A 19,888-nucleotide genomic window follows, 5' to 3' on the forward strand; every position below is an offset into this window, starting at 1 on the left:
ATTCCTGCGGTTTGACTTTTGGGTCATGCTGGGCGCATCGCTGTTACTGATCCCGTTCGTTTATTTGGGTCGGGACATCACGCGGCTCTGGGGTGTTTTGCTTTGCGCGATCTACGCGCTCTACCTGACTATCGTTTTGATTTAAGAGAGACCTAGCCATGAAAAATGCATTGGTGACAGGGGCCGGCGCACGTCTGGGGCGTGCCATGGCGCTGTATCTGGGTGACCGCGGCTTTGATGTTGCGGTGCATTATAATACGTCGTCCGACGGCGCAGACGAGGTCGTTGCTCAGCTTGCCGCAAAAGGTCAGCGTGGCGTTGCAGTGCAAGCTGATCTGCTGAACGAAAACGAGACTCAAAGCCTTTTCCCCCGCGCGCTGGAGGCGCTGGGCGGGCCTATTACCTGCCTGATCAATAACGCGTCGATCTTTGAACATGACACCGTCACGACTGCGACCGAAGAAAGCTGGGACCGGCATATCGGCAGCAATCTGCGTGCACCGTTTGTGTTGACCCAAGCAATGGCATCGCAGGGTCTGGTTGCTGACATCGACGACAGGGGGGAACCTCGGGGGAGTGGCTTGATTGTCAACATGCTGGATCAGCGGGTGCGCAAACTGACCCCTGAGTTCATGACCTATACCATTGCCAAAATGGGGCTTTGGGCAATGACCCAAACCACAGCCCAAGCGTTGGCACCGTCGGTGCGAGTCAATGCAATCGGACCCGGCCCCACATTAAAAGGTGCCAAACAGACCGAAGATCATTTCGCCAATCAACGTGCGCGGGTGATCTTGGAGCGTGGTGCAAACCCCGAAGACATCAGTGCCGCCTTGGGCTATTTTCTGGATGCACCATCAGTTACAGGGCAGCTGCTATGCACGGACGGCGGGCAACATCTGGCGTGGAGAACGCCTGACGTTCAGGGGCTGGAATAAGTCCCCGGCCGAAAGTTTTGCACTTTGGTTGACGCCGTTAACAAAACTGTAACAAATAGCGCCTGTTTTCAGTCACTTGGAGACATATAATAAAAATATCATTTTAAAACAGCGTCTTATAAATTTGCCTAAAATTTGTGCGATTGCGGGAAGGCTGTTAAAAACAAGGAAAAATTGGATTTCACAGAAAGTTATCTGCACAGTTATCCACAGGAGTCGGGGGTATGTTTAACCTTGTCGCCGCGACAAACCTGTTGCAGCACTTAAGCCAAAGAAGCCGAATCAATGACTGACGCGACCGACACCCCGAAGACCGGCTATGAGGTCATCCAATCCTATCTCAAGACGATTGATGGCTCCCCAGGTGTGTACCGTATGCTCGATTCCGAGAGCAGGGTTTTGTATGTCGGCAAGGCACGTAATCTGCGCGCACGGGTCAGCAATTACGCGCGGCCATCGGGGCATTCGGGACGCATCGCGCGGATGATCTCGAACACTGCTTCGATGATGTTTCTGACCACCAAAACCGAAACCGAAGCGCTGCTGCTGGAACAGAACCTGATCAAGCAGCTCAAGCCCAAGTTCAACGTCTTGCTGCGCGACGACAAGAGTTTTCCAAATATTTTGGTCACTGCGGACGGGGACTATCCGCAGATCAAGAAACACCGGGGCGCGAAAAAGGAAAAGGGCGACTATTATGGTCCTTTCGCCAGCGCGGGTGCAGTGAACCGGACGCTGAACCAATTGCAGCGCGTATTCTTGCTGCGCGACTGTTCGAATGCGATGTTCGAAAGCCGCACGCGGCCTTGCCTGCAACATCAGATCAAACGGTGTTCGGCCCCCTGTGTGGGCAAGATATCCCCCGAAGAGTATCGCAAGACGGTGCAGGATGCGCAAAAGTTCCTGAATGGTAAATCAACGGATATTCAGGTGCGACTTGCAGCGGACATGGCGGTGGCATCCGAAGAGATGGAGTTCGAGCGCGCTGCTGCCCTGCGGGACCGGATCAAGGCGTTGACTCAGGTGCAGACGGCGCAAGGCATCAACCCGCAAGGGGTGTCCGAGGCCGATATCATCGCGCTGCATCTAGATCAGGGGCAGGCCTGCGTTCAGGTGTTTTTCATTCGGGCGAACCAAAACTGGGGCAACCGCGATTATTATCCGCGCGTGGGCCCCGATGTTGACGCCGCCGAGGTCCTTGAGGCGTTCATCGGGCAATTCTACGACACGCGCGAACCGCCGCGTCAGTTGATCCTGTCGAACGAGATCGAGAATCCAGACCTGATGGCGGATGCGTTGTCAGGCAAGCTGGGGCGCAAGGTTGAATTGCTGGTCCCGCAGCGGGGCGAAAAAGCAGAACTGGTCGATGGTGCCCTGCGCAATGCGCGCGAATCGCTGGCGCGTAAACTGGCCGAGACAGCGACCCAGACCAACTTGTTGAAAGGTCTGGCCGAAGCGTTCGATCTGCCCGCGCCCCCGCAGCGGATTGAAGTGTACGACAACTCGCATATTCAAGGGACCAATGCCGTTGGTGGCATGGTTGTCGCAGGGCCTGACGGCATGATGAAAAACCAATACCGCAAGTTCAACATCCGGGGCGACGATCTGACCCCCGGTGATGACTTTGGTATGATGAAAGAGGTGCTGACCCGTCGGTTCAAACGGCTGCTGAAGGAAGATCCGGATCGTAAGCTGGGCATGTGGCCTGATCTGCTGTTGATTGACGGGGGCGCAGGGCAGGTCAGCGCTGTTGTGTCGATTATGCGCGAATACGGGGTCGAGGATATTCCTATGATTGGCGTTGCGAAAGGTGTCGATCGTGACGCGGGCAAGGAAGAATTCCACCGGGTTGGCAAACGGCCGATGGCGCTGCGGCACAATGATCCGGTGTTGTATTTCGTCCAGCGCATGCGCGACGAGGCGCACCGCTTTGCCATTGGTACGCACCGCGCCAAACGGGCCAAGGCGGTTGGAGCCACGCCGCTGGATGAGGTCCCCGGTGTCGGTGCTGCGCGCAAGCGGGCACTGCTTGCGCATTTCGGGTCGGCCAAGGCGGTAGGTCGCGCGAACCTGAGCGATTTGCTGGCGGTCGAAGGTGTATCGCGCGCATTGGCAGAGCGGATATACGCATTTTTCCATGAACGTGGGTGACGGGGCCGCTGGCGTGGGCGTGATGTGCAGGGGCTGGACGCACTGCGGGAGAGTTTATTTCGCAAAATGAAGCCTGCATCTTGGTGCTTTAACCTAAGTGATTGGCGCGATAGAGTGCTGGAATGAAGTGGAATATTCCCAATATCCTGACGCTGATGCGTCTGATCGCGGCACCGGGTGTGGCTGTGATGTTTTTGTATTTTACCAGACCCTTTGCTGACGGTCTGGCGATGCTCTTGTTTGTTTCGGCGGCAATCACGGATTGGTTCGACGGATATCTTGCCCGCGCTTGGAAGCAAGAAACCAAGCTGGGTGCGATGTTGGACCCGATTGCGGACAAGGCGATGGTCGTGATCGCGCTGATGGTGATCATCGCTTTTTCCAGCTGGTCGCCTTGGTTGGTTTTGCCTGCCACAGTCATCTTGTTTCGCGAGGTTTTCGTATCGGGTCTGCGGGAGTTTCTGGGCGATGTCTCAGGGACGCTGAAGGTCACGCAATTGGCCAAATGGAAGACCACAGCGCAGATGGTCGCGATTGCAGTCCTGTTCAGCCAAGGTGTGTTCGAGCATTACTTTGGAATCTCGGACATCGGGGTGGACATGATCACGGGCGAGGTGACCGGTATCGGACTTGAGCATGAGTTGACCGGTGTTGATCTGGACCTTGAGATTTGGGCCGGTTTTGTCGGGCTTGTGTTGCTGTGGATCGCAGCCGCACTGACCGCCATCACCGGCATTGATTATCTGCGCAAAGCCTTGCCGCATTTGAAGGAGCCGAAGTAATGGACATTCTTTATTTTGCTTGGGTACGTGAACGTATCGGCGTGCCGCGTGAGCAGGTCGAAACGACTGCCGCGACGGTGGCTGATCTGGTGGCCGAATTACGCGCGCGCGAAGATCGCTATGATTTGGCATTCTCGGATCTAGACAGCCTTCGGGTTGCGGTCGATCAAGAGCTTGCTGATTTCGACACCCCGCTTGCCGGTGTGCGCGAAGTTGCGTTCTTTCCACCGATGACCGGAGGCTGAGATGCGCGTTTCTGTCCAAGAAGAACCGTTTGACCTTGGCGCTATCTCGGCGGAATTTGCCAGCGGGCACAAGGATATGGGCGCGATCGTGACCTTTACCGGCGTTGTGCGCGATCTGCCCGGCGACCCTTTGCAGGCCATGGAAATCGAACATTATCCCGGCATGACGGAAGCTGCGCTCAAGAGCATGGCGCAGACGGCGATTGAACGGTTCTCGCTTGGGGATGCGCTGGTGATCCATCGCTTTGGGCGGTTGGTCCCCGGCGAGATGATCATGATGGTCGCAACCGCCGCGCGGCACCGCAAGGACGCGTTTGAAGCGGCCGAATTCTTGATGGATTATCTTAAATCCCGCGCACCGTTCTGGAAGCGAGAGATTACTGCCAGTGGCGCGGAATGGGTCGCCTCAAAGGATGAGGACGAGGATGCGTTGACTCGCTGGTGATCAGCCCGCTTGCTGGCGTTCGATGTAGTTGCGCATTTCTTCCGCCTCGTGACGGGCATCACGCAAACCGTCCATCGCTGCACGCAGTTCTGCTTCTGTCTGGCTAAGCTGGTTGGTCAGCTCTGCCTCGCGTTGTTGAAGATAGGTGATCGCCTGATCGCGTGTTTCTTCGGCTTCATGAAGTTCTTGGCTCATCCGGTCCAGTTGCGCCACATCGTCGGCGGCAACACGTGTAAAGCGATGCAAAAGCCAGTTTGCGAACCAGCCCATGCAGAAGGCGACGAACAGGATGATCGCGGTTGCGATGACAAATTCGGTTCTGCTCATGTCAGTTGCCTTCTTGGGTCGTGTTGCCGGGTGCGTCTGTATCACCTGAATCGTCGGGGTTTTCCAGCGCTGTTTCGGCTGCGGCACCTTCTTGTTGGTCGGGACGGATCAGGCGGAATTCGATACGACGGTTGGCCTCGCGACCTTCTTCGCTTTCGTTTGACGCCACGGGGGCTTCTTCACCAAAGCCTTTTGCGACAAATGACGCCGTCAGAACGCGGCGCGCGCGCAGTTCGTTCAGGACTGATTGCGCCCGCGACTGGCTAAGGGCAAGGTTCATTTCCTCGCGCCCCTGACTATCGGTATATCCCTGAACCTCGAGCGCGATATCGCCGCAGGTTTTCAGGATTTCTGCGATTTGGTCCATCGTTGAAAGGGCCGAGGCATCAATTGTCGCACTGCCTGGTTCAAAGTTGATCTTGCCAGCTGCCACGACCTCGGCGATCTGGGCTTCGCATTCTTCGGGGGTGGGCAGACCGAGAACGGGATCGAGTTTCTCCTGATATACAACTGCGATATCATATTGTTGTCCTTCACCCAGCTTTCCGGCCAGCATCGTTGCGATCTGCGAGCCGGCATCCGGATTTCCGGTATTGCCGGTTACGCTGACGTTGTCCGGCTGGACGACCACGGTGCCGTTTGCCAGCTTGGATAAAGCATCAAGTCCCGAAAGAACGCGTGTCGGCCAATCGGCAGGCAGGTCATCAACGATTCGCGCTGCCGTATAAACTTTGTCCGACCCAAAGCTGGCTTTGGCATAGCTGTCAGCCAATTCGCGCAGCGCATCATCGCTAAGCCGTCCGCGCAATTGGACCTTGCCGTCCTTTGCCAAGGTGGCGACAAACTCAGGCGGGCCGGCATTTGGATCAACGGCTTCGGTCAGACGCGCATTCAGAACAAAAACGTCAGGCAGCGCGTTTTCCAGCTCTCCTACCAAGCGGTCAAAGACGCCTTGATCGGTGCCTGCTGCCGCAACCAAAGTGATGTCGGCATCCACGAAATTGACCGATCCCTTGCCTATTTCAGCAAGTGTTTTGATGGTTTTTTCAACGGCTTCCGACCAACGAGGGCTTGGCACGCCAAGGCCGACCGTGCAGCGGATCGTGCCGGTCGCCCCTGCCGTTTTCGCGGCGGCAGTAATCCGCGCGCTGGCTTTTTCGGTGTCAGCGCTGCAAGCATCGAACCCGGTCGCATCGTCGCCGATTTGAAAGCGCAGGGTAAACGGCGTCAGGACCGGTCGCGGTGTCGCGATGTCCAGCGTGACAGAGAGGCCGGGCGGTGCTGCGCGGCGCAATTGTTCCTCAAGGCGGGCTTTTTCAGCGGCGCTGTCGGAAATAGCAGTGATATCAATTCGCCCGGCAGAAACCGAAGCCTTGGCGCGCGGCAGTTTTTCCATGGCGAGAATCGCAAAGGCAAAAGCGTCTTCCCATCCTTCGGGGGCAGGATAGTTTGCAGATTCCAAAAGATCAGCGACGTTCTGGGACCCGACGATTGTGTTAAAGCGGTTGATCGCAGCGTCGCGGTCGGTTGTCGTGGGGATCAGCCCGATGATCGACACGCCAGAATCGTTGCGCAAGATTTCAGCCGAAAATCGGGGGGCGGCGATCGCTGCCTGAGAGACCACAGCCATTTCATCAATCACACGCGCAGCATCCACAACTGATCCCGCGGCGCTGAGCGCGTTAAAACGGATCACCTCGTTTGGTGCGGTACCCGACAGGGTCACTTGCAGGCCGTCAGCCTCGACCTCGGCCCAAACCATTCCCTTTTCATCCAGCACATCACGCACGCCGATTTCGGAATTATCTTCGATCAGGGTTACCGAAAAATTGGCAGCCACAAGCGAGAGTGCCGCCGCTGCCGAAAAGGTCAGCGCGATGATCAGGATGACGGATAAACGCATAGGCTCGTTTCTGGGACAGTTGACGTTATGGCCGTTGATACGCGCGGGGGGGCCGTGGTGCAATCACGCCAGCAGTGCTGCGGCGAAAAAGATCAGCGGGATCATGCCAGTGTCCCGGTTAACACGAAACAGTTGCAGAAGCTTTTCGTTATTGGTGATGTCCAGGCCGCGCAATTGCCACGCCATATGCCAGCCCATCGCCCAAGGGCCGCCAAGAGCGAGTACCATTGCCAGAAACGATGCCTTCTCGCGAAGGGCGAAAACCACGGCCAACCCCATCAGACCCACAGTCGCCATCAAGAAACGGCGCAACCATTGCGAGGTGTTTTCGCCAAACAGGCGGGCGGTGGATTTGATCCCGATCAGCGCGTCATCTTCGGTGTCCTGATGGGCATAGATGGTATCATAAAACAGCGTCCAAGCGATGCCCCCAAAATAAAGGACCACCGCAGGGGCCCCCAGCGACCCGGTATGTGCGGTCCATGCCAGCAGCGCACCCCAGTTGAACGCGATGCCAAGAAACACCTGTGGCCACCATGTGATCCGCTTGGCAAAGGGATAGATTGCAACCGGCAGCAACGCCAGAATGCCCAGTGAAATGGCGGCATAGTTAAAGGTCAACAGGATGCAGAACGCGATCAGGGCTTGGGCCACCATCCATGCAGCAGCGCCTTTGACGCTGACTTGGCCCGACGGGATCGGCCGTGACCGTGTCCGCGCAACCTGAGCGTCAAAATCGCGGTCTGTGATGTCATTCCAGGTGCAGCCTGCACCGCGCATCAAGAACGCGCCAAGCCCGCAACCGACGAAAATCCACAGATCAAACCAGCTGGGCTGCTGGTCAAATAGCATCGCCAGCGTCAACCCCCACCAACACGGCAGCAACAACAGCCATGTCCCGATTGGCCGGTCTGCACGGCTTAACCGCAGGTACGGCCTTGTGAAGGCCGGGGCATACCGGTCAACCCAATTGTCCGAAGCCGCATCAGCCACGCGGTTATTTTCGGGGGCATCTGGCGTAGGGGGGATGTCTTGCATATATCATGGCTCATGAACGCGAAAATCAGACTATATGTAGAGCATGGCTTGGGGGCGGGGCAATCGGTTCCGTTGGATAAATCGCAGGCGCACTACCTTTTCGGGGTGATGCGGCTGGGCGTGGGCGCGCAGGTGTTGCTGTTTAATGGCCACGACGGGGAATGGCGGGCCGAGGTTGTCGAAGCCGGCAAACGGGGCGGTGTTTTGCAATGCGCGGCACCGACCAAACCTTTGCAAGTGCCCCCCGATCTTTGGTTGATCTTTGCCCCGATCAAAAAAGCGCGCACTGATTTTATTGTCGAGAAAGCCGCTGAAATGGGCGCGCGTCGGATTGTGCCGGTGCAGACAGAATTCACCAACGCAGGCCGGGTGCAGCGTGACAGGTTACAGGCCCATGCGGTTGAGGCTGCAGAACAATGCGGCGCGACGTTTGTGGCAGAGGTGGCCGAGATGGTGAAGCTGGACCGGTTGATCGATCAGTGGGATCCGGCGCGGTCCTTGATGTTCTGTGATGAGGCTTTGGCGGGCACTGATGCTGGGCTGGGGCAGTCTGGAAGCGGCCCTTGGGGGATATTGATCGGCCCCGAAGGTGGATTTTCAGAGCGTGAACGCAACCGTTTGCGCGGGTTGGAGTATACCAAGGCGGTGACTTTGGGTCCGCGCATTTTACGGGCCGACACGGCGGCGGTGGCGGCGATGACAGTTTGGCAGCAGGCGTTCGGGGATTGGACCTGATGTCCGGTGACCGTCGATATGTCATGCAAATGGGGGTTTCACACCCCCAAACCCCCGTGGGATATTTGAAAGCCAGAGAAGTCAGGAGCTTGCAATGTCATTTCTAAGGCCCGAGGCGAAAGCGGAACTGTGGCGCTGGCGCGAGGTTCTGGGTGGGATAGCCATGGTTCTGACGGGGCTTTGGTTGATCGTGGGGCCAGGTCTCTTGCTGGCTTTGCCGGGATCGGCCTTGGTGGCGACGGGGGTGGCCTTTGTGTGGCTAGGCGTGCAGCGCGCGAGATTTCGCAAAAGCGGTATGGGTGTGGGGGCCGTTCAGGTGGATGAGGGGCAGATTGCGTATTTTGGCCCTTTGACCGGTGGCGTCGTGGCCTTGAGAGAGATGGAACGGTTGAGCCTTGAGCGGGGGGCGTACCCTGCCCATTGGAAGTTGGAGCAGCCCGGACAAAATGCCGTGATGATCCCTGTGGATGCCGCTGGGTCAGATGCGTTGTTTGATGCCTTTGCGTCGCTGCCAGGACTTAGAACAGAGCGGATGTTGGCCGAATTGGCCGATGACAAAACGCTGTCGGTCGTGATTTGGGAAAGACGTACGTTGCGGCCAAGTTCTGTCCTGTTGCATTGACACCTCGGGAAAATCGCACCATCCCTAAATTCAAACGAAATAATCCCGGAGCCTGCCTTTATGTCTATCCCTCAATCCGGCGGTGGCCCGATCGAACATCACGACCAGTTGGCGCAATATCTGGCCGACGGCTGCAAGCCTAAGGAAGACTGGCGCATCGGTACCGAGCACGAAAAGTTCGGTTATAATAAAGAAACATTGCTGCCCCTGCCGTACGACGGGGAGTGTTCTATCCTTGCGATGCTTGAAGGGTTGCGCGATGGCCATGGTTGGGATCCCGTTGAAGAGGGGGGCAAACTGATTGGCCTCGTCAAGGACGGTGCCAATGTATCGCTTGAACCGGGCGGTCAGCTTGAACTGTCAGGCGCGCCGGTCGAGACGATTCACGAGACGTGCGACGAGGTAAATGCGCATTTGCGTGAAGTGCGTGATGTAGCGGACCGGATTGGTGCCGGTTTCATTGGGCTTGGTGCTGCCCCTGAATGGTCGCACGAGCAGATGGATCTGATGCCTAAGGGCCGGTACAAGTTGATGAACGAATACATGACCAAGGTCGGCACCATGGGGCAGGTCATGATGCGCCGGACCTGCACCGTGCAAGTGAACCTTGATTTCGGGTCCGAGGCCGACATGGTGCAAAAGCTGCGAGTCGCACTGGCGTTGCAGCCTGTTGCAACCGCGCTTTTTGCGAATTCGCCATTTTTCGAGGGCAAGCCCAACGGCCACAAATCCTGGCGCAGCCGGGTCTGGCGTGATCTGGACCCTGCGCGCACCGGCATGCTGCCGTGGGCATTTGAGGATGGCATGGGGTTTGAACGCTGGGTTGAATATGCCCTCGATGTGCCAATGTATTTTGTCTACCGCGACGGCAAATATATTGACGCGTTGGGGCAGTCCTTTCGTGATTTTCTGAAGGGGCAGCTGCCCGCATTGCCGGGTGAAATTCCGACGCTAAGCGACTGGGCCGATCATTTGACAACCGCCTTCCCCGAAGCGCGGATCAAGAAATTCATCGAAATGCGCGGCGCGGATGGCGGCCCTTGGCGGCGGCTTTGTGCTTTGCCAGCGTTCTGGGTCGGGTTGATGTATGACCAGACAACATTGGATGGCGCGTGGGATTTGGTGAAAGGTTTTGATGCCGAAACCCGCGAAGGTCTGCGGGTTGCAGCGTCGGTCGATGGGCTGCAGGCGCAGGTGAACGGCGTGAAAATGCATGATCTGGCCCGCGAGGCTGTTGCGTTGTCAGAGCATGGTTTGAAAGCGCGTGCGCGCAGCGGTGCAGGCGGTCTTGTCCCTGACGAGACGCATTTCCTGAACGCCCTTAAAGAAAGTATCGAGACCGGGAAAACTCCCGCGGATGAGCTGCTTGAGGACTATAATGGGAAATGGGGCGGTGATCTAAGCCGGATCTACGCCGATTATTCCTATTAGAACGCACTAGGAATACCGTCAGAACCGTACATTGCGAATGCCCCCGAAGCGCACGGCACCGGGGGCATTCCGGTTTGAGGGGGCGCTGGTAAAAATTTTAAGGCGCAACTACCATTCCACAGACAAAGGTAATCACCTTTTCAGCAGACATTTCGCAGGGATACAGGCGTGGGCCGCTGGCCAGATCGTACAGGTTCATGCTGATGTAATCCGTCCCGCCCAATTCCTCGGCGACAAGTTTCCAGCTTTTGCCGGCGTTGAACTTCGATTTGGAAAAGACATAGCTCTTGCCGTCAAACGTGGCCCTATGGGTGCCGGTGGGCAGCGCGGAAAATGCGAGCAGAAAGTCGTCCAATCCTAGTTTACGCCTTTTTCGCGCCGATCTTTGGTTCTTCGCCTGCTTTGATGCGTTTGATATTTGCACGATGACGCCAGAAAATCAGCATGGTCAACAGGATGCCAAGGGTCAGGGCCGATCCGTAGCCCATGAACACCAGCAAAAACGTCGAAGCCGCTGCCGCCGCCAATGCCCCCATGGACGAAATGCGCGTCGCAAAGGATGCGATCAACCAAACGACACAGCAGGCTAGGCCAACTGGCCAGGCCAGCGCCAGCAAAATCCCCAGAAACGTTGCCACGCCTTTGCCGCCCTGAAAACGCAGCCAAACCGGATAGCAATGCCCTATCATCGCGGCGAGGGCGGCGATCTGCGCTGCGGCCTCTCCTGCGAAATGCCGCGCGAGCAGCACGGCCACGGCACCTTTTGCCCCGTCAAGGATCAAGGTTAGGGCCGCGGCTTTCTTGTTGCCGGTGCGCAATACATTGGTTGCACCGATGTTGCCCGACCCGATCGCGCGTAAATCACCAAGGTTCATGACGCGCGCCAGAACCATACCAAAGGCGATGGACCCAATGAGGTAGCCAAGAACGGCCCAAAGCGCGAGCGCGGGCAAAGAGGAATCAATCAGGGGCATAATCTAGGGGGCCTTATAAATGGAGTGTCCGGAAACAAAAGTTTCCAAGACCTTACCTTGCATGCGCATGCCGTCAAAGGGCGTGTTGCGGGATTTCGATTTTAATGTCTCGCGATTCATGACGAAGGGCGCGCCGTCATCAAACAGCACCAGATCAGCGGGGGCACCGACGGTCAGACGGCCGCCGGGAAGGCCAAGCCGTTTTGCAGGGTTGAACGACAGCGCACGCCACAGGGTGGCAATATCCATCATCTCGGCATGCACAAGACGCAAGGCGGCGGGCAGCAAGGTTTCAAGGCCGACAGCGCCTGATGCGGCTTCCTCAAAGGGCAGACGTTTGGATTCTTCGTCCTGTGGGGTGTGCATCGAACAAATGATGTCGATGAGCCCCGAGGCGACGGCCTCGATCACCGCGATGCGGTCTTCTTCGTCGCGCAGGGGTGGCTTGAGTTTGAAAAAAGTCCGGTAATCAGCCACATCAAGCGCATTCAGCGTCAGGTGGTGGATGCCGACGCCTGCCGTAATATCCAGCCCGTTTTTCTTGGCACGGGCCAACGCGGGCAGGGCGCGGGCGGTGGTGATTTGGTCGGCGTGATAGCGGGCACCTGTCATCTCGATCAGGGCGATGTCGCGGTCCAACCCCATGCGTTCGGCCATCGGCGATACGGCGGGCAGCCCGCGCAGCGATGCGAATTTGCCTGATGTGGCCGCAGCGCCGTGGCTGAGGATCGGTTCTTGGGGGTGGGCAATGACCAGCGCGCCAAGGCTTTTGGCATAGGTCAGCGCGCGGGAGAACACTTTGGTGTCGGTAATCACTTGGTCACAGTCCGTAAAGGCAATGGCACCTGCATCCATCAGAAAGCCGATTTCCGTCATCTCGCGGCCTGCGCGGCCTTTGGTCAGGGCGGCCATAGGCACGACATGCACCGGCGACACTTCGTTTGCGCGGCGGGTGACGAATTCAAGCACCTCGGGGCTGTCGATCGCGGGATCTGTATCTGGGCGGGTGATCATGGTGGTCACCCCACCTGCCGCTGCTGCCAACCCTGCGGACCGAAAGCTTTCTTTGTGCCGCTCGCCGGGTTCGCAGACCTTTACCCCCAGATCTACAATGCCGGGCGCAAGGTATTGACCACAGCAATCGACGATTGCGCTATCGCCCGGAATTGGCGCGCCGTCGGGCAGGATTCCGGTGATTTTATCCCCGTCGACCCGCAAAGTGCCATGGGTGACAGTCCCGGCTTCGGGATCAATAAGCTTGGCGTTGATAAAGTGCAGCATGCCGAGTTTTCTTTCAAAATAGGGGCTTACGCGCCGATCCAGACCATCATCGCCACGACGCCAAAGGCGACGAGCAGCGCGATCATTGCAACGCGACCGGACATTTTCGGATCGGGCTTGGGTTCTTTCATATCAGCCACCACAATATAAGGCCTACCATCACAAGCATTCCCAAAAGGACCATTGCCCCCCCGGCGCGCCCGCTTGGCGGGGTTTTGGGCGTCAGGGACGGCACGCCGGAATAGGGTTGGGCCGCTTCGGCCGTAAGAGGCGGCGCGGCCCTGTCTGGCTGTTCTTCGCCATAGGTCCCGATCAAGGTCAGATCCGATCCAATCGTCAGCGTGGTTTCGTGCCCATCAAAGGCCGAGGAAAACAGCAGCAAAACATAACCATCCAGCGCTTCAAGCCGAGTACGGTCGTGGGCGATCTGGGCTTGGGTAACCGCATAGCCGTCGGTCAGATAGCGCGACAGACCAACGCCGGCCAGGTCCGAGACAGGGAAAAGCTCTGCGGTACCAGCAGGGGCATGGACCCCCAGCAGATCATCAATAAGGGCGGTTTTTTCAATTTCGCGCAAGTTACGCGCCATCACGTCGATCGGGCGGTTGACGGCAAACAGCCTGATCTGGCCATGTTCGCCCTTGGGAATATGCAGTTCAGTCACCTAGGTCCCCCCCTCATGGCGGTTGTTAAGAATGGCGCAAAGCGCGTCGCTGTCATTGATGTATTCGAACCCCAAATGCGCCGCGAGGACGGGGTTATCGGCACGTTCTTGGCGGATAAAGAACACAGACTGCGGGCTGGTGTTTTTGATGTCGGGCTTGGTTTCCGCAGTGCGGGGGAATGCTTTGACACGGGTTTCCCCCTTTTGCAGACGAAAGAACAACGCGCGCCGGTTGGTCAGCGCATAGCGGGTGCGGGTCAGGTCGGTCCAGCGGTTCAACCCCTTGACCAGCGACAGCACCACAAGCGCGATAATAACGGCCAAAACCACAGATTGCGAGACGGGCAGGTCATTGTAAGTCAGCAGCAAGCCACCAGCGATCACGGTGCCAAAGGCCCCCACAAACGGCCCGAGCAGTTGGAAGTTGCGCAAGGACAGACGAGGTTCTGGGCGGCCCGTCCAAAGCAGGGTTTCGCCGGGCTCAAGCACCTGTGTCCAGAATGCATCGGTCATAGGGCGACCGCGCGTGCAGCCGCGATGCGGGCCTTTGTGCGGCGCAGGTCTGGAACCAGCGGCAGGACGATATTTTGCCGGTTGGGCAGGCGCAAGGTGATCGACCACAATGACAGCCTACCGATGGCGCTGATGTCCGTAAGCGCTAGTATCAACGGGTCAAAACTGTCCGGTTCATTGATATAAAGCGCGCGGTTGGTGAGCCGCCAGACAGTCTTGCGATTGCTGTACCAAATCTGGAAATCCTCAAAGATCCACATATAAAATAATGCCGAAATTGCAGACGCTATGACCCAAGTCACCGCATTAAAGTAAGGCAGGATTGGTGCGCAGACCAGCATGGTCAGCGCCAGCAGTGCCAAGCAACGCCACATGAACGCGCGTGGGGAGATTCTCCAGCGCAGCAGTTCTTGTTCGTCTTGCGCGTCTGGCGTCATGCAGCCCCCTTGCGGCTGTCAGCAAGGTTGCGCGCCAGCAGGTCCATCGCGGCCATGCGCACCGCGACGCCCATTTCGACCTGGTCCTGAATCACGCTACGATTGATGTCATCTGCCAGCGTCCCGTCGATTTCAACGCCGCGGTTCATCGGGCCGGGGTGCATCACGATGGCGTCCGGCTTGGCATGGGACAGTTTTTCGGCATCCAGACCAAATCTGTGATAATATTCGCGCTCGCTGGGGATAAATCCGCCATCCATGCGCTCTTTTTGCAAGCGGAGCATCATCACCACATCGACGTCTTTCAGTCCTTTTTCCATATCATCGAACACTTCGACGCCAAATTCACCGATCTGGGCGGGCATCAACGTGGGCGGGCCGATCAGCCGAATGCGGTTCTCCATCTTGCCAAGCAGCATGATGTTCGACCGCGCCACGCGGCTGTGGGCAATGTCACCGCAGATCGCAATGGACAGGCGGTGCAAACGGCCCTTGGCGCGGCGGATGGTCAGCGCATCCAGCAAGGCCTGCGTCGGGTGTTCGTGCCGCCCGTCGCCCGCGTTCAGCACCGCGCAATTCACCTTTTGCGCCAATAGATCCACAGCACCAGATTGCGGATGGCGCACCACGAGCAAATCGGGGTGCATCGCGTTCAGCGTCATGGCGGTGTCGATGAGGGTTTCGCCCTTTTTGATCGAGGACGCTTGCATCGCCATGTTCATCACATCCGCGCCAAGGCGCTTGCCCGCGATCTCAAAGCTCGCTTGTGTGCGGGTCGAGTTTTCAAAGAACATATTGATCTGGGTCAGGCCGCGCAAAGCATCGCTATGCTTATACGGCTGGCGGTTCAGGTCGGCATAGGTGTCTGCCAAATCCAAAAGCGTCGTGATGTCTGTTTGCGACAAGGGTTCAATACCCAAAAGATGTCGGTGTGCGAAACTCATACTGGCGGACCCCACGTTATTTGGGGCGTTATAGGCGGCGGCGGGCATGTGGGCAAGCATTCGGGCGGTGTGTCGGGTCGCTGGTGCGGAATGGATTTAAGACCATTTGGAAGTTGGGATTTTTATTGCTGGCCGCAGCGCGTAAGTTGGCACCATGGAATCAGTGGAATATCATCAGGCCTTGGCGCTTTTGCACTGGCAGATCGAACTTGGCGCGACCGAGGCGATTTGCGACGCGCCGGTCAACCGCTATGAGGTGCCCGCTGCCGTTGAAAATCCGAAACCGGCCACGGCGGGATCGTCGCGGGTTGTCCCAATGGCTGCGGGCGTTGATCCGGTGGCAGAAGCTGCGCGCTTTGCCGCGGCTGCCCAGACTTTGGACGAGTTGCGCGCTGCGATGCAAGCGTTCGAGCATTGCGAGCTAAAGCGTGGTGCGCGCAAAATGGTATTTTCCGATGGCACACCCGGCGCGCGGGTGATGATAGTGGGCGAGGCACCGGGGCGCGAAGAGGACCGCGAGGGCAGACCCTTTGTCGGGGCTGCGGGGCAGTTGTTGGACCGTATGTTGGCTGCTGTCGACATGGGGCGGACCCATGCCGATGCGCCCGTTTATATCACTAACATGTTGCCGTGGCGTCCCCCGCAAGACCGCGATCCAAAGCCCGACGAGATCGCGATGATGAGGCCGTTTCTGATCCGCCATATCGAGCTGGCAAAGCCGGAAGTACTGGTGATTGCCGGCAATGGGGCCGCGCAAGCGTTGTTGGGCAAGCGTGGCATTACGCGGCTGCGCGGGCAATGGGTGCAGGTGCAGGGTCTGCCCGCCTTGCCGATGTTTCACCCCGCCTATCTGCTGCGCAGTCCCGAATTCAAGCGCGAGGCTTGGGCCGATTTGCTTGAGATGAAAGCGCGGCTTGCCCGTGGTTGATCCGCTGACGCTTTTGGCTTTTGTGCCTGCCGCTTTGGCGCTGAACCTGACGCCTGGGGCAGATATGATGTTTTGTTTGGGGCAGGGAATGCGTTTCGGGCCCAAGGCGTCTGTGGCTGCAAGTGCGGGAATATCGTTGGGCGGTATGGTGCATGTGACACTGGCCGGACTTGGATTGGGGGCGGTGATCGCCGCCGTGCCGTGGGCCTTTGACGTGATCCGGTGGGTCGGTGTGGCCTATTTGCTGTGGCTTGCGGTTCAAACGCTACGCGGTGGGGCGGCGCGGCAGGATTTGGCGTTGCGCCCATCGGCGTTTCGCGGCGCGCTGATTGTAAGCCTCACAAACCCGAAGGTAATTTTGTTTGTGCTGGCCTTTGTGCCGCAGTTCGTCGTGCCCGACGCGGGCCCCGTTTTGGCGCAGTTCCTGATCTTTGGGGCTGTGCTGTCGGCCGGTGGCTTTGTGATAAATGCGACTGTCGGGATTTTTGCAAGCGGTTTGGGCCGCAAATTGGCAAAGGGCGGACAAGCCTTGCGGTGGATCAGCAGTGGAATTTTCGTGGCCCTCGCCGCGCGACTGGCAGTATTGGAGCGGACATGAGCAGAATTGACGAAACCATCGACTTTGTACCCGTGCGTATCGCGGTGTTGACCGTATCGGACACGCGCAAGCTGGCCGAAGATCGGTCTGGTGATGTGTTGGTTGGGCGTATCGCCGATGCTGGGCACATTCTTGAACAGCGCGCAATCGTGCGCGATGAACGGGACCAAATCGCAGAACAGCTGCGTGCTTGGTGCGGGGACCCCTCGATTGATGTTGTGATCTCAACAGGGGGGACCGGTCTGACCGGGCGTGACGTCACCGTAGAGGCGCACCGCGATGTTTATGAAAAGGAAATCGATGCGTTCGGCACGGTTTTCACCATCGTTTCGATGCAAAAGATCGGCACATCAGCGGTTCAAAGCCGGGCCACTGCGGGTGTGGCGCAGGGCACCTATCTGTTTGCGCTGCCCGGTTCACCGGGGGCGTGCAAAGATGCTTGGGATGAAATTTTGGTCAAGCAGTTGGATTATCGCCACAAACCGTGCAATTTCGTGGAAATCATGCCGCGTCTGGACGAACATAAACGTCGAAAATAGAAAAATCTGATAAATCTCGTGCCAGTGCGACGGAATGCACCTGTGCGGACGTATCATAACTGTGATTTGGTTATTCGAACGTCTGGGCTAACTTTCCGCAGACATGGCAGTTTTTTAGGATCGGATTAGGATGCGTTTTCTTCGGCAAAGCATGATCGGGCTGTTTCTGGCAGCGATGACGCTGGGGCTTTTGATCTTTGCGGTCGATCTGGTCGGCGGTGCGGTCCAAAAACGGATGGCTGATGAACCTGCTGCCCGTGCGCCGCGCGAGCGGGTTTTTTCTGTCAATGTGCTGACGGCTATCCCCGGAACCGAAGTGCCTATCCTTGAAAGCTTTGGCGCGGTCCAAAGCCGCCGCACGCTTGAATTGCGCGCGGCTGTCGGGGGTCGCGTGACAGAACTGGCACCGGGCTTCGAAGATGGCGGTGTTGTTGAGGCCGGACAGGTTCTGATCCGGCTTGATCGCGCGGACGCCCTGGCCGAAGTCGCGCGCGCCAAAAGCGCCGTTCAGGATGCAACCGCCGAAGGGCGCGACGCCGCCCGTGCACTGGACCTTGCCCGCGATGAACAGGCCGCAGCCGAAGAACAGGCGGCCCTGCGCGCCCGTGCCTTTCAGCGGCAGGCTGATCTGGCCGATCGCGGTGTCGGCACAGCGATCGCCACGGAAACCGCCGAACTGGCAGCGTCCAGCGCGCGGCAGGCAGTTCTTGCCCGTCGTCAGGTCGTGACCCAGACCGAGGCGCGGATTGATCAGGCGGCAAGCCTTTTGTCACGTACCAACATCGCGCTTGAGGATGCCGAACGGCGTTTGGCAGAAACGACAATCACCGCGCCGTTTGACGGAACATTAACAGAAACCGCCGTCGTCGAAGGCGGATTGGTATCTGCGAATGAACGGCTGGCAGAACTGATTGATCCTCGCGACCTTGAGGTGTCATTTCGTGTTTCGACGGCGCAATATGCGCGTCTGATCGACGAAAGCGGCGCATTGATCAAGGCGGATATTACGGCAAGGTTGGACGTTGCGGGCATTGATCTTGAGGCGAAAGGGGCCATCACTCGCGCCAGTGCGGCGGCGGGGGAAGGGGCCAGCGGGCGGCTGATTTTCGCATCCTTGACCCAAGCACGGGGCTTCAAGCCGGGGGATTTCGTCACCGTAAATGTCCGTGAACCCGCGTTGGACATGGTCATCCGTCTGCCAAGCTCTGCATTGGATGCTCAGGGCCGTGTGCTGGTATTGGACGATGACAACCGGCTTGAGGCTGCGCAGGTTGATGTGCTGCGTCGCGTCGGGGATGCCGTTCTGGTGCGCGGGCCAATTGCGGGGCGCGAGGTGGTCGAGGCGCGGTCGCCCTTGCTGGGCGCAGGCATCGCCGTCAATCCACTGCGCGCGGATGCAGCGCCGGAAGTGCCCGAAATGATTGAACTTACGCAAGAACGCCGCGCCAAGCTGGTGGCTTTCGTCGAAAGCAACACCCGCATGCCGCAAGAGGCCAAAGCCCGCGTTTTGGCGCAATTGTCAGAGCCACAAGTGCCTGCACAGATGATTGAACGTATCGAAAGCCGGATGGGTGGGTAAGCAGATGGCAGATGCTTCGTTGCGCAAATCCGGGGGTATCTTGTCCTATTTCGTGCGCCATAAAACGGCGGCGAATTTGCTACTGGTTTTGTTGCTTGTGTCCGGTGTGGCCGCCGCGCCCAACATGCGGGCGCAATTTTTTCCCGATGTCATACTGGATAGCGTAAGCGTCACGACCGTCTGGACAGGGGCTGGTGCCGAAGATGTGGACAGCGCGATTGTTCAGGTGCTGGAACCCGCGCTCTTGACGGTCGAAGGGGTTGAAAGTTCGACCGCCGCATCCCGCGAAGGCAGCGGGACGATCACGCTGGAGTTCGAGCCGAACTGGGACATGGCCCGCGCCGCGACGGATGTTCAGACCGCGGTTGATTCTGCGACGACCCTGCCCGAAGACGCCGAAGACCCCGTCGTGCGGCGCGGCGTTTGGCGTGACCGGGTGACGGATGTGGTGATCACCGGACCGATCAGCCCTGAACAATTGGGTCGTTTTGCCGACGAATTTGTCACCAGGCTGTTTGCCGTCGGCGTGACGCGCAGTACGATCCAAGGCGTCGCATCGCCCGAAACATTGATAGAGGTGCCGTCGACCAAGCTGATTGGCTATGATATTTCCATGGCCGAGATCGCCAGCGCCATCGCCGCCGAGGTTGATGCCGACCCTGCGGGCGATGTAACGGGGGCCAATGCCCGCGTGCGCACAGGGACGGCGAAACGCAGCGCCGAGGCGATCGCTGGTGTGGTTCTGCGCAGCAATCCGGATGGATCATCCCTGACGGTGGGTGATGTGGCGCGGGTGATTGAACGCGGGTCTGAC

23 protein-coding genes and 1 pseudogene are annotated in these 19,888 nt (G+C 58.2%); 14 read left to right on the forward strand and 10 right to left on the reverse strand.

Features of this window, described 5'->3' with window-relative positions; translation table 11 throughout:
- The 6 genes and pseudogenes from ABYT07_RS10185 to ABYT07_RS10210 form a co-directional block, all read left to right on the forward strand.
- Positions 1–145 (forward strand): annotated as a pseudogene (locus tag ABYT07_RS10185) (sodium:calcium antiporter); the annotation flags it as partial.
- A 13-nt stretch (positions 146–158) separates the two neighbouring features.
- Complete coding sequence (locus ABYT07_RS10190; RefSeq protein ID WP_372991346.1) at positions 159–938, forward strand: SDR family oxidoreductase; 780 nt, start codon at positions 159–161, stop codon at positions 936–938.
- Between the two features lie 285 nt (positions 939–1,223).
- Positions 1,224–3,089, forward strand: a complete 1,866-nt coding sequence (gene uvrC / locus ABYT07_RS10195; protein WP_372991347.1) for an excinuclease ABC subunit UvrC — start codon at positions 1,224–1,226, stop codon at positions 3,087–3,089.
- Positions 3,090–3,211: 122 nt separating this feature from the next.
- Positions 3,212–3,871 carry a CDP-diacylglycerol--glycerol-3-phosphate 3-phosphatidyltransferase gene (pgsA, locus tag ABYT07_RS10200; RefSeq protein WP_372991348.1) on the forward strand — a complete coding sequence of 220 codons (660 nt, stop codon included), beginning with the start codon at positions 3,212–3,214 and terminating at the stop codon, positions 3,869–3,871.
- Positions 3,871–4,116, forward strand: a complete 246-nt coding sequence (moaD, locus tag ABYT07_RS10205) for a molybdopterin converting factor subunit 1 (RefSeq protein ID WP_372991349.1) — start codon at positions 3,871–3,873, stop codon at positions 4,114–4,116. Before pgsA ends, moaD begins: the two co-directional genes overlap by 1 nt.
- A gap of 1 nt (position 4,117) precedes the next feature.
- Positions 4,118–4,561, forward strand: a complete 444-nt coding sequence (locus tag ABYT07_RS10210; protein WP_372991350.1) for a molybdenum cofactor biosynthesis protein MoaE — start codon at positions 4,118–4,120, stop codon at positions 4,559–4,561.
- Here ABYT07_RS10210 and ABYT07_RS10215 read toward each other — a convergent pair whose 3' ends face one another.
- From ABYT07_RS10215 to ubiA, 3 genes are all read right to left on the reverse strand, one after another.
- A complete protein-coding gene (locus ABYT07_RS10215) occupies positions 4,562–4,888 on the reverse strand; it encodes a hypothetical protein (protein WP_372991351.1) in 327 nt (108 codons plus the stop codon).
- A 1-nt stretch (position 4,889) separates the two neighbouring features.
- Positions 4,890–6,791 carry an OmpA family protein gene (locus ABYT07_RS10220; protein WP_372991352.1) on the reverse strand — a complete coding sequence of 634 codons (1,902 nt, stop codon included), beginning with the start codon at positions 6,789–6,791 and terminating at the stop codon, positions 4,890–4,892.
- Positions 6,792–6,854: 63 nt separating this feature from the next.
- The gene (gene ubiA, locus ABYT07_RS10225) at positions 6,855–7,829 is read right to left on the reverse strand and encodes a 4-hydroxybenzoate octaprenyltransferase (protein WP_372991353.1); all 975 of its coding nucleotides are present in this window, start codon (positions 7,827–7,829) and stop codon (positions 6,855–6,857) included.
- A gap of 12 nt (positions 7,830–7,841) precedes the next feature.
- Between ubiA and ABYT07_RS10230 the strand changes: the two genes are divergently transcribed.
- The 3 genes from ABYT07_RS10230 (at position 7,842) to ABYT07_RS10240 (ending at position 10,617) form a co-directional block, all read left to right on the forward strand.
- On the forward strand, positions 7,842–8,564 hold the full coding sequence (locus ABYT07_RS10230) for a 16S rRNA (uracil(1498)-N(3))-methyltransferase (RefSeq protein WP_372991355.1): 723 nt from the start codon (positions 7,842–7,844) through the stop codon (positions 8,562–8,564).
- A 94-nt stretch (positions 8,565–8,658) separates the two neighbouring features.
- Positions 8,659–9,186: a hypothetical protein gene (locus tag ABYT07_RS10235; protein WP_372991357.1), complete on the forward strand. Its 528-nt coding sequence runs from the start codon at positions 8,659–8,661 to the stop codon at positions 9,184–9,186.
- Between the two features lie 60 nt (positions 9,187–9,246).
- A complete protein-coding gene (locus tag ABYT07_RS10240; RefSeq protein ID WP_372991359.1) occupies positions 9,247–10,617 on the forward strand; it encodes a glutamate--cysteine ligase in 1,371 nt (456 codons plus the stop codon).
- 97 nt (positions 10,618–10,714) lie between these two features.
- On the opposite strand, the gene ABYT07_RS10245 is transcribed toward ABYT07_RS10240, so the two are convergent.
- The 7 genes from ABYT07_RS10245 to ABYT07_RS10275 form a co-directional block, all read right to left on the reverse strand.
- Entirely contained in the window at positions 10,715–10,972 is a 258-nt protein-coding gene (locus ABYT07_RS10245) for a hypothetical protein (protein WP_372991360.1), read from the reverse strand.
- A gap of 7 nt (positions 10,973–10,979) precedes the next feature.
- Positions 10,980–11,591, reverse strand: coding sequence for a glycerol-3-phosphate 1-O-acyltransferase PlsY (plsY, locus tag ABYT07_RS10250; protein ID WP_372991361.1), 612 nt, complete (start codon positions 11,589–11,591; stop codon positions 10,980–10,982).
- 3 nt (positions 11,592–11,594) lie between these two features.
- Entirely contained in the window at positions 11,595–12,872 is a 1,278-nt protein-coding gene (gene pyrC / locus ABYT07_RS10255; RefSeq protein WP_372991363.1) for a dihydroorotase, read from the reverse strand.
- A 127-nt stretch (positions 12,873–12,999) separates the two neighbouring features.
- A complete protein-coding gene (locus ABYT07_RS10260) occupies positions 13,000–13,536 on the reverse strand; it encodes a hypothetical protein (protein WP_372991365.1) in 537 nt (178 codons plus the stop codon).
- Positions 13,537–14,049 (reverse strand): hypothetical protein, encoded by a 513-nt coding sequence (locus tag ABYT07_RS10265; protein WP_372991366.1) that lies wholly within the window; start codon positions 14,047–14,049, stop codon positions 13,537–13,539. It abuts the gene before it with no gap.
- Entirely contained in the window at positions 14,046–14,486 is a 441-nt protein-coding gene (locus tag ABYT07_RS10270; protein WP_372991368.1) for a hypothetical protein, read from the reverse strand. Before ABYT07_RS10270 ends, ABYT07_RS10265 begins: the two co-directional genes overlap by 4 nt.
- Positions 14,483–15,430 (reverse strand): aspartate carbamoyltransferase catalytic subunit, encoded by a 948-nt coding sequence (locus tag ABYT07_RS10275; RefSeq protein WP_372991370.1) that lies wholly within the window; start codon positions 15,428–15,430, stop codon positions 14,483–14,485. Before ABYT07_RS10275 ends, ABYT07_RS10270 begins: the two co-directional genes overlap by 4 nt.
- 154 nt (positions 15,431–15,584) lie before the next feature.
- On the opposite strand from ABYT07_RS10275, the gene ABYT07_RS10280 reads away from it, so the two are divergent.
- The 5 genes from ABYT07_RS10280 to ABYT07_RS10300 all read left to right on the forward strand — a co-directional run.
- The gene (locus ABYT07_RS10280; protein ID WP_372991371.1) at positions 15,585–16,358 is read left to right on the forward strand and encodes a uracil-DNA glycosylase family protein; all 774 of its coding nucleotides are present in this window, start codon (positions 15,585–15,587) and stop codon (positions 16,356–16,358) included.
- Positions 16,351–16,956 carry a LysE family translocator gene (locus tag ABYT07_RS10285; protein WP_372991373.1) on the forward strand — a complete coding sequence of 202 codons (606 nt, stop codon included), beginning with the start codon at positions 16,351–16,353 and terminating at the stop codon, positions 16,954–16,956. The genes ABYT07_RS10280 and ABYT07_RS10285 overlap by 8 nt, the downstream gene beginning before the upstream one ends.
- Positions 16,953–17,495 carry a molybdenum cofactor biosynthesis protein B gene (moaB, locus tag ABYT07_RS10290; protein ID WP_372991375.1) on the forward strand — a complete coding sequence of 181 codons (543 nt, stop codon included), beginning with the start codon at positions 16,953–16,955 and terminating at the stop codon, positions 17,493–17,495. The genes ABYT07_RS10285 and moaB overlap by 4 nt, the downstream gene beginning before the upstream one ends.
- Positions 17,496–17,625: 130 nt before the next feature.
- Complete coding sequence (locus ABYT07_RS10295; protein WP_372991377.1) at positions 17,626–19,074, forward strand: efflux RND transporter periplasmic adaptor subunit; 1,449 nt, start codon at positions 17,626–17,628, stop codon at positions 19,072–19,074.
- Positions 19,075–19,078: 4 nt separating this feature from the next.
- A partial coding sequence (locus tag ABYT07_RS10300; RefSeq protein WP_372991379.1) for an efflux RND transporter permease subunit occupies positions 19,079–19,888 on the forward strand: 810 nt, incomplete at its 3' end.

Origin of the sequence: Sulfitobacter sp., from assembly GCF_041552635.1 — a bacterium.
Classification (GTDB): Bacteria; Pseudomonadota; Alphaproteobacteria; order Rhodobacterales; family Rhodobacteraceae; genus Sulfitobacter.

Bases quoted from the DNA above. Each gene is read 5' to 3' on its own strand.
- ABYT07_RS10190 (WP_372991346.1), top strand. From the start codon at position 159: ATGAAAAATGCATTGGTGACAGGGGCCGGCGCACGTCTGGGGCGTGCC.
- uvrC (WP_372991347.1), top strand. From the start codon at position 1,224: ATGACTGACGCGACCGACACCCCGAAGACCGGCTATGAGGTCATCCAA.
- pgsA (WP_372991348.1), top strand. From the start codon at position 3,212: ATGAAGTGGAATATTCCCAATATCCTGACGCTGATGCGTCTGATCGCG.
- moaD (WP_372991349.1), top strand. From the start codon at position 3,871: ATGGACATTCTTTATTTTGCTTGGGTACGTGAACGTATCGGCGTGCCG.
- ABYT07_RS10210 (WP_372991350.1), top strand. From the start codon at position 4,118: ATGCGCGTTTCTGTCCAAGAAGAACCGTTTGACCTTGGCGCTATCTCG.
- ABYT07_RS10215 (WP_372991351.1), bottom strand. From the start codon at position 4,888: ATGAGCAGAACCGAATTTGTCATCGCAACCGCGATCATCCTGTTCGTC.
- ABYT07_RS10220 (WP_372991352.1), bottom strand. From the start codon at position 6,791: ATGCGTTTATCCGTCATCCTGATCATCGCGCTGACCTTTTCGGCAGCG.
- ubiA (WP_372991353.1), bottom strand. From the start codon at position 7,829: ATGCAAGACATCCCCCCTACGCCAGATGCCCCCGAAAATAACCGCGTG.
- ABYT07_RS10230 (WP_372991355.1), top strand. From the start codon at position 7,842: ATGAACGCGAAAATCAGACTATATGTAGAGCATGGCTTGGGGGCGGGG.
- ABYT07_RS10235 (WP_372991357.1), top strand. From the start codon at position 8,659: ATGTCATTTCTAAGGCCCGAGGCGAAAGCGGAACTGTGGCGCTGGCGC.
- ABYT07_RS10240 (WP_372991359.1), top strand. From the start codon at position 9,247: ATGTCTATCCCTCAATCCGGCGGTGGCCCGATCGAACATCACGACCAG.
- plsY (WP_372991361.1), bottom strand. From the start codon at position 11,591: ATGCCCCTGATTGATTCCTCTTTGCCCGCGCTCGCGCTTTGGGCCGTT.
- pyrC (WP_372991363.1), bottom strand. From the start codon at position 12,872: ATGCTGCACTTTATCAACGCCAAGCTTATTGATCCCGAAGCCGGGACT.
- ABYT07_RS10265 (WP_372991366.1), bottom strand. From the start codon at position 14,049: ATGACCGATGCATTCTGGACACAGGTGCTTGAGCCCGGCGAAACCCTG.
- ABYT07_RS10270 (WP_372991368.1), bottom strand. From the start codon at position 14,486: ATGACGCCAGACGCGCAAGACGAACAAGAACTGCTGCGCTGGAGAATC.
- ABYT07_RS10275 (WP_372991370.1), bottom strand. From the start codon at position 15,430: ATGAGTTTCGCACACCGACATCTTTTGGGTATTGAACCCTTGTCGCAA.
- ABYT07_RS10280 (WP_372991371.1), top strand. From the start codon at position 15,585: ATGGAATCAGTGGAATATCATCAGGCCTTGGCGCTTTTGCACTGGCAG.
- moaB (WP_372991375.1), top strand. From the start codon at position 16,953: ATGAGCAGAATTGACGAAACCATCGACTTTGTACCCGTGCGTATCGCG.
- ABYT07_RS10295 (WP_372991377.1), top strand. From the start codon at position 17,626: ATGCGTTTTCTTCGGCAAAGCATGATCGGGCTGTTTCTGGCAGCGATG.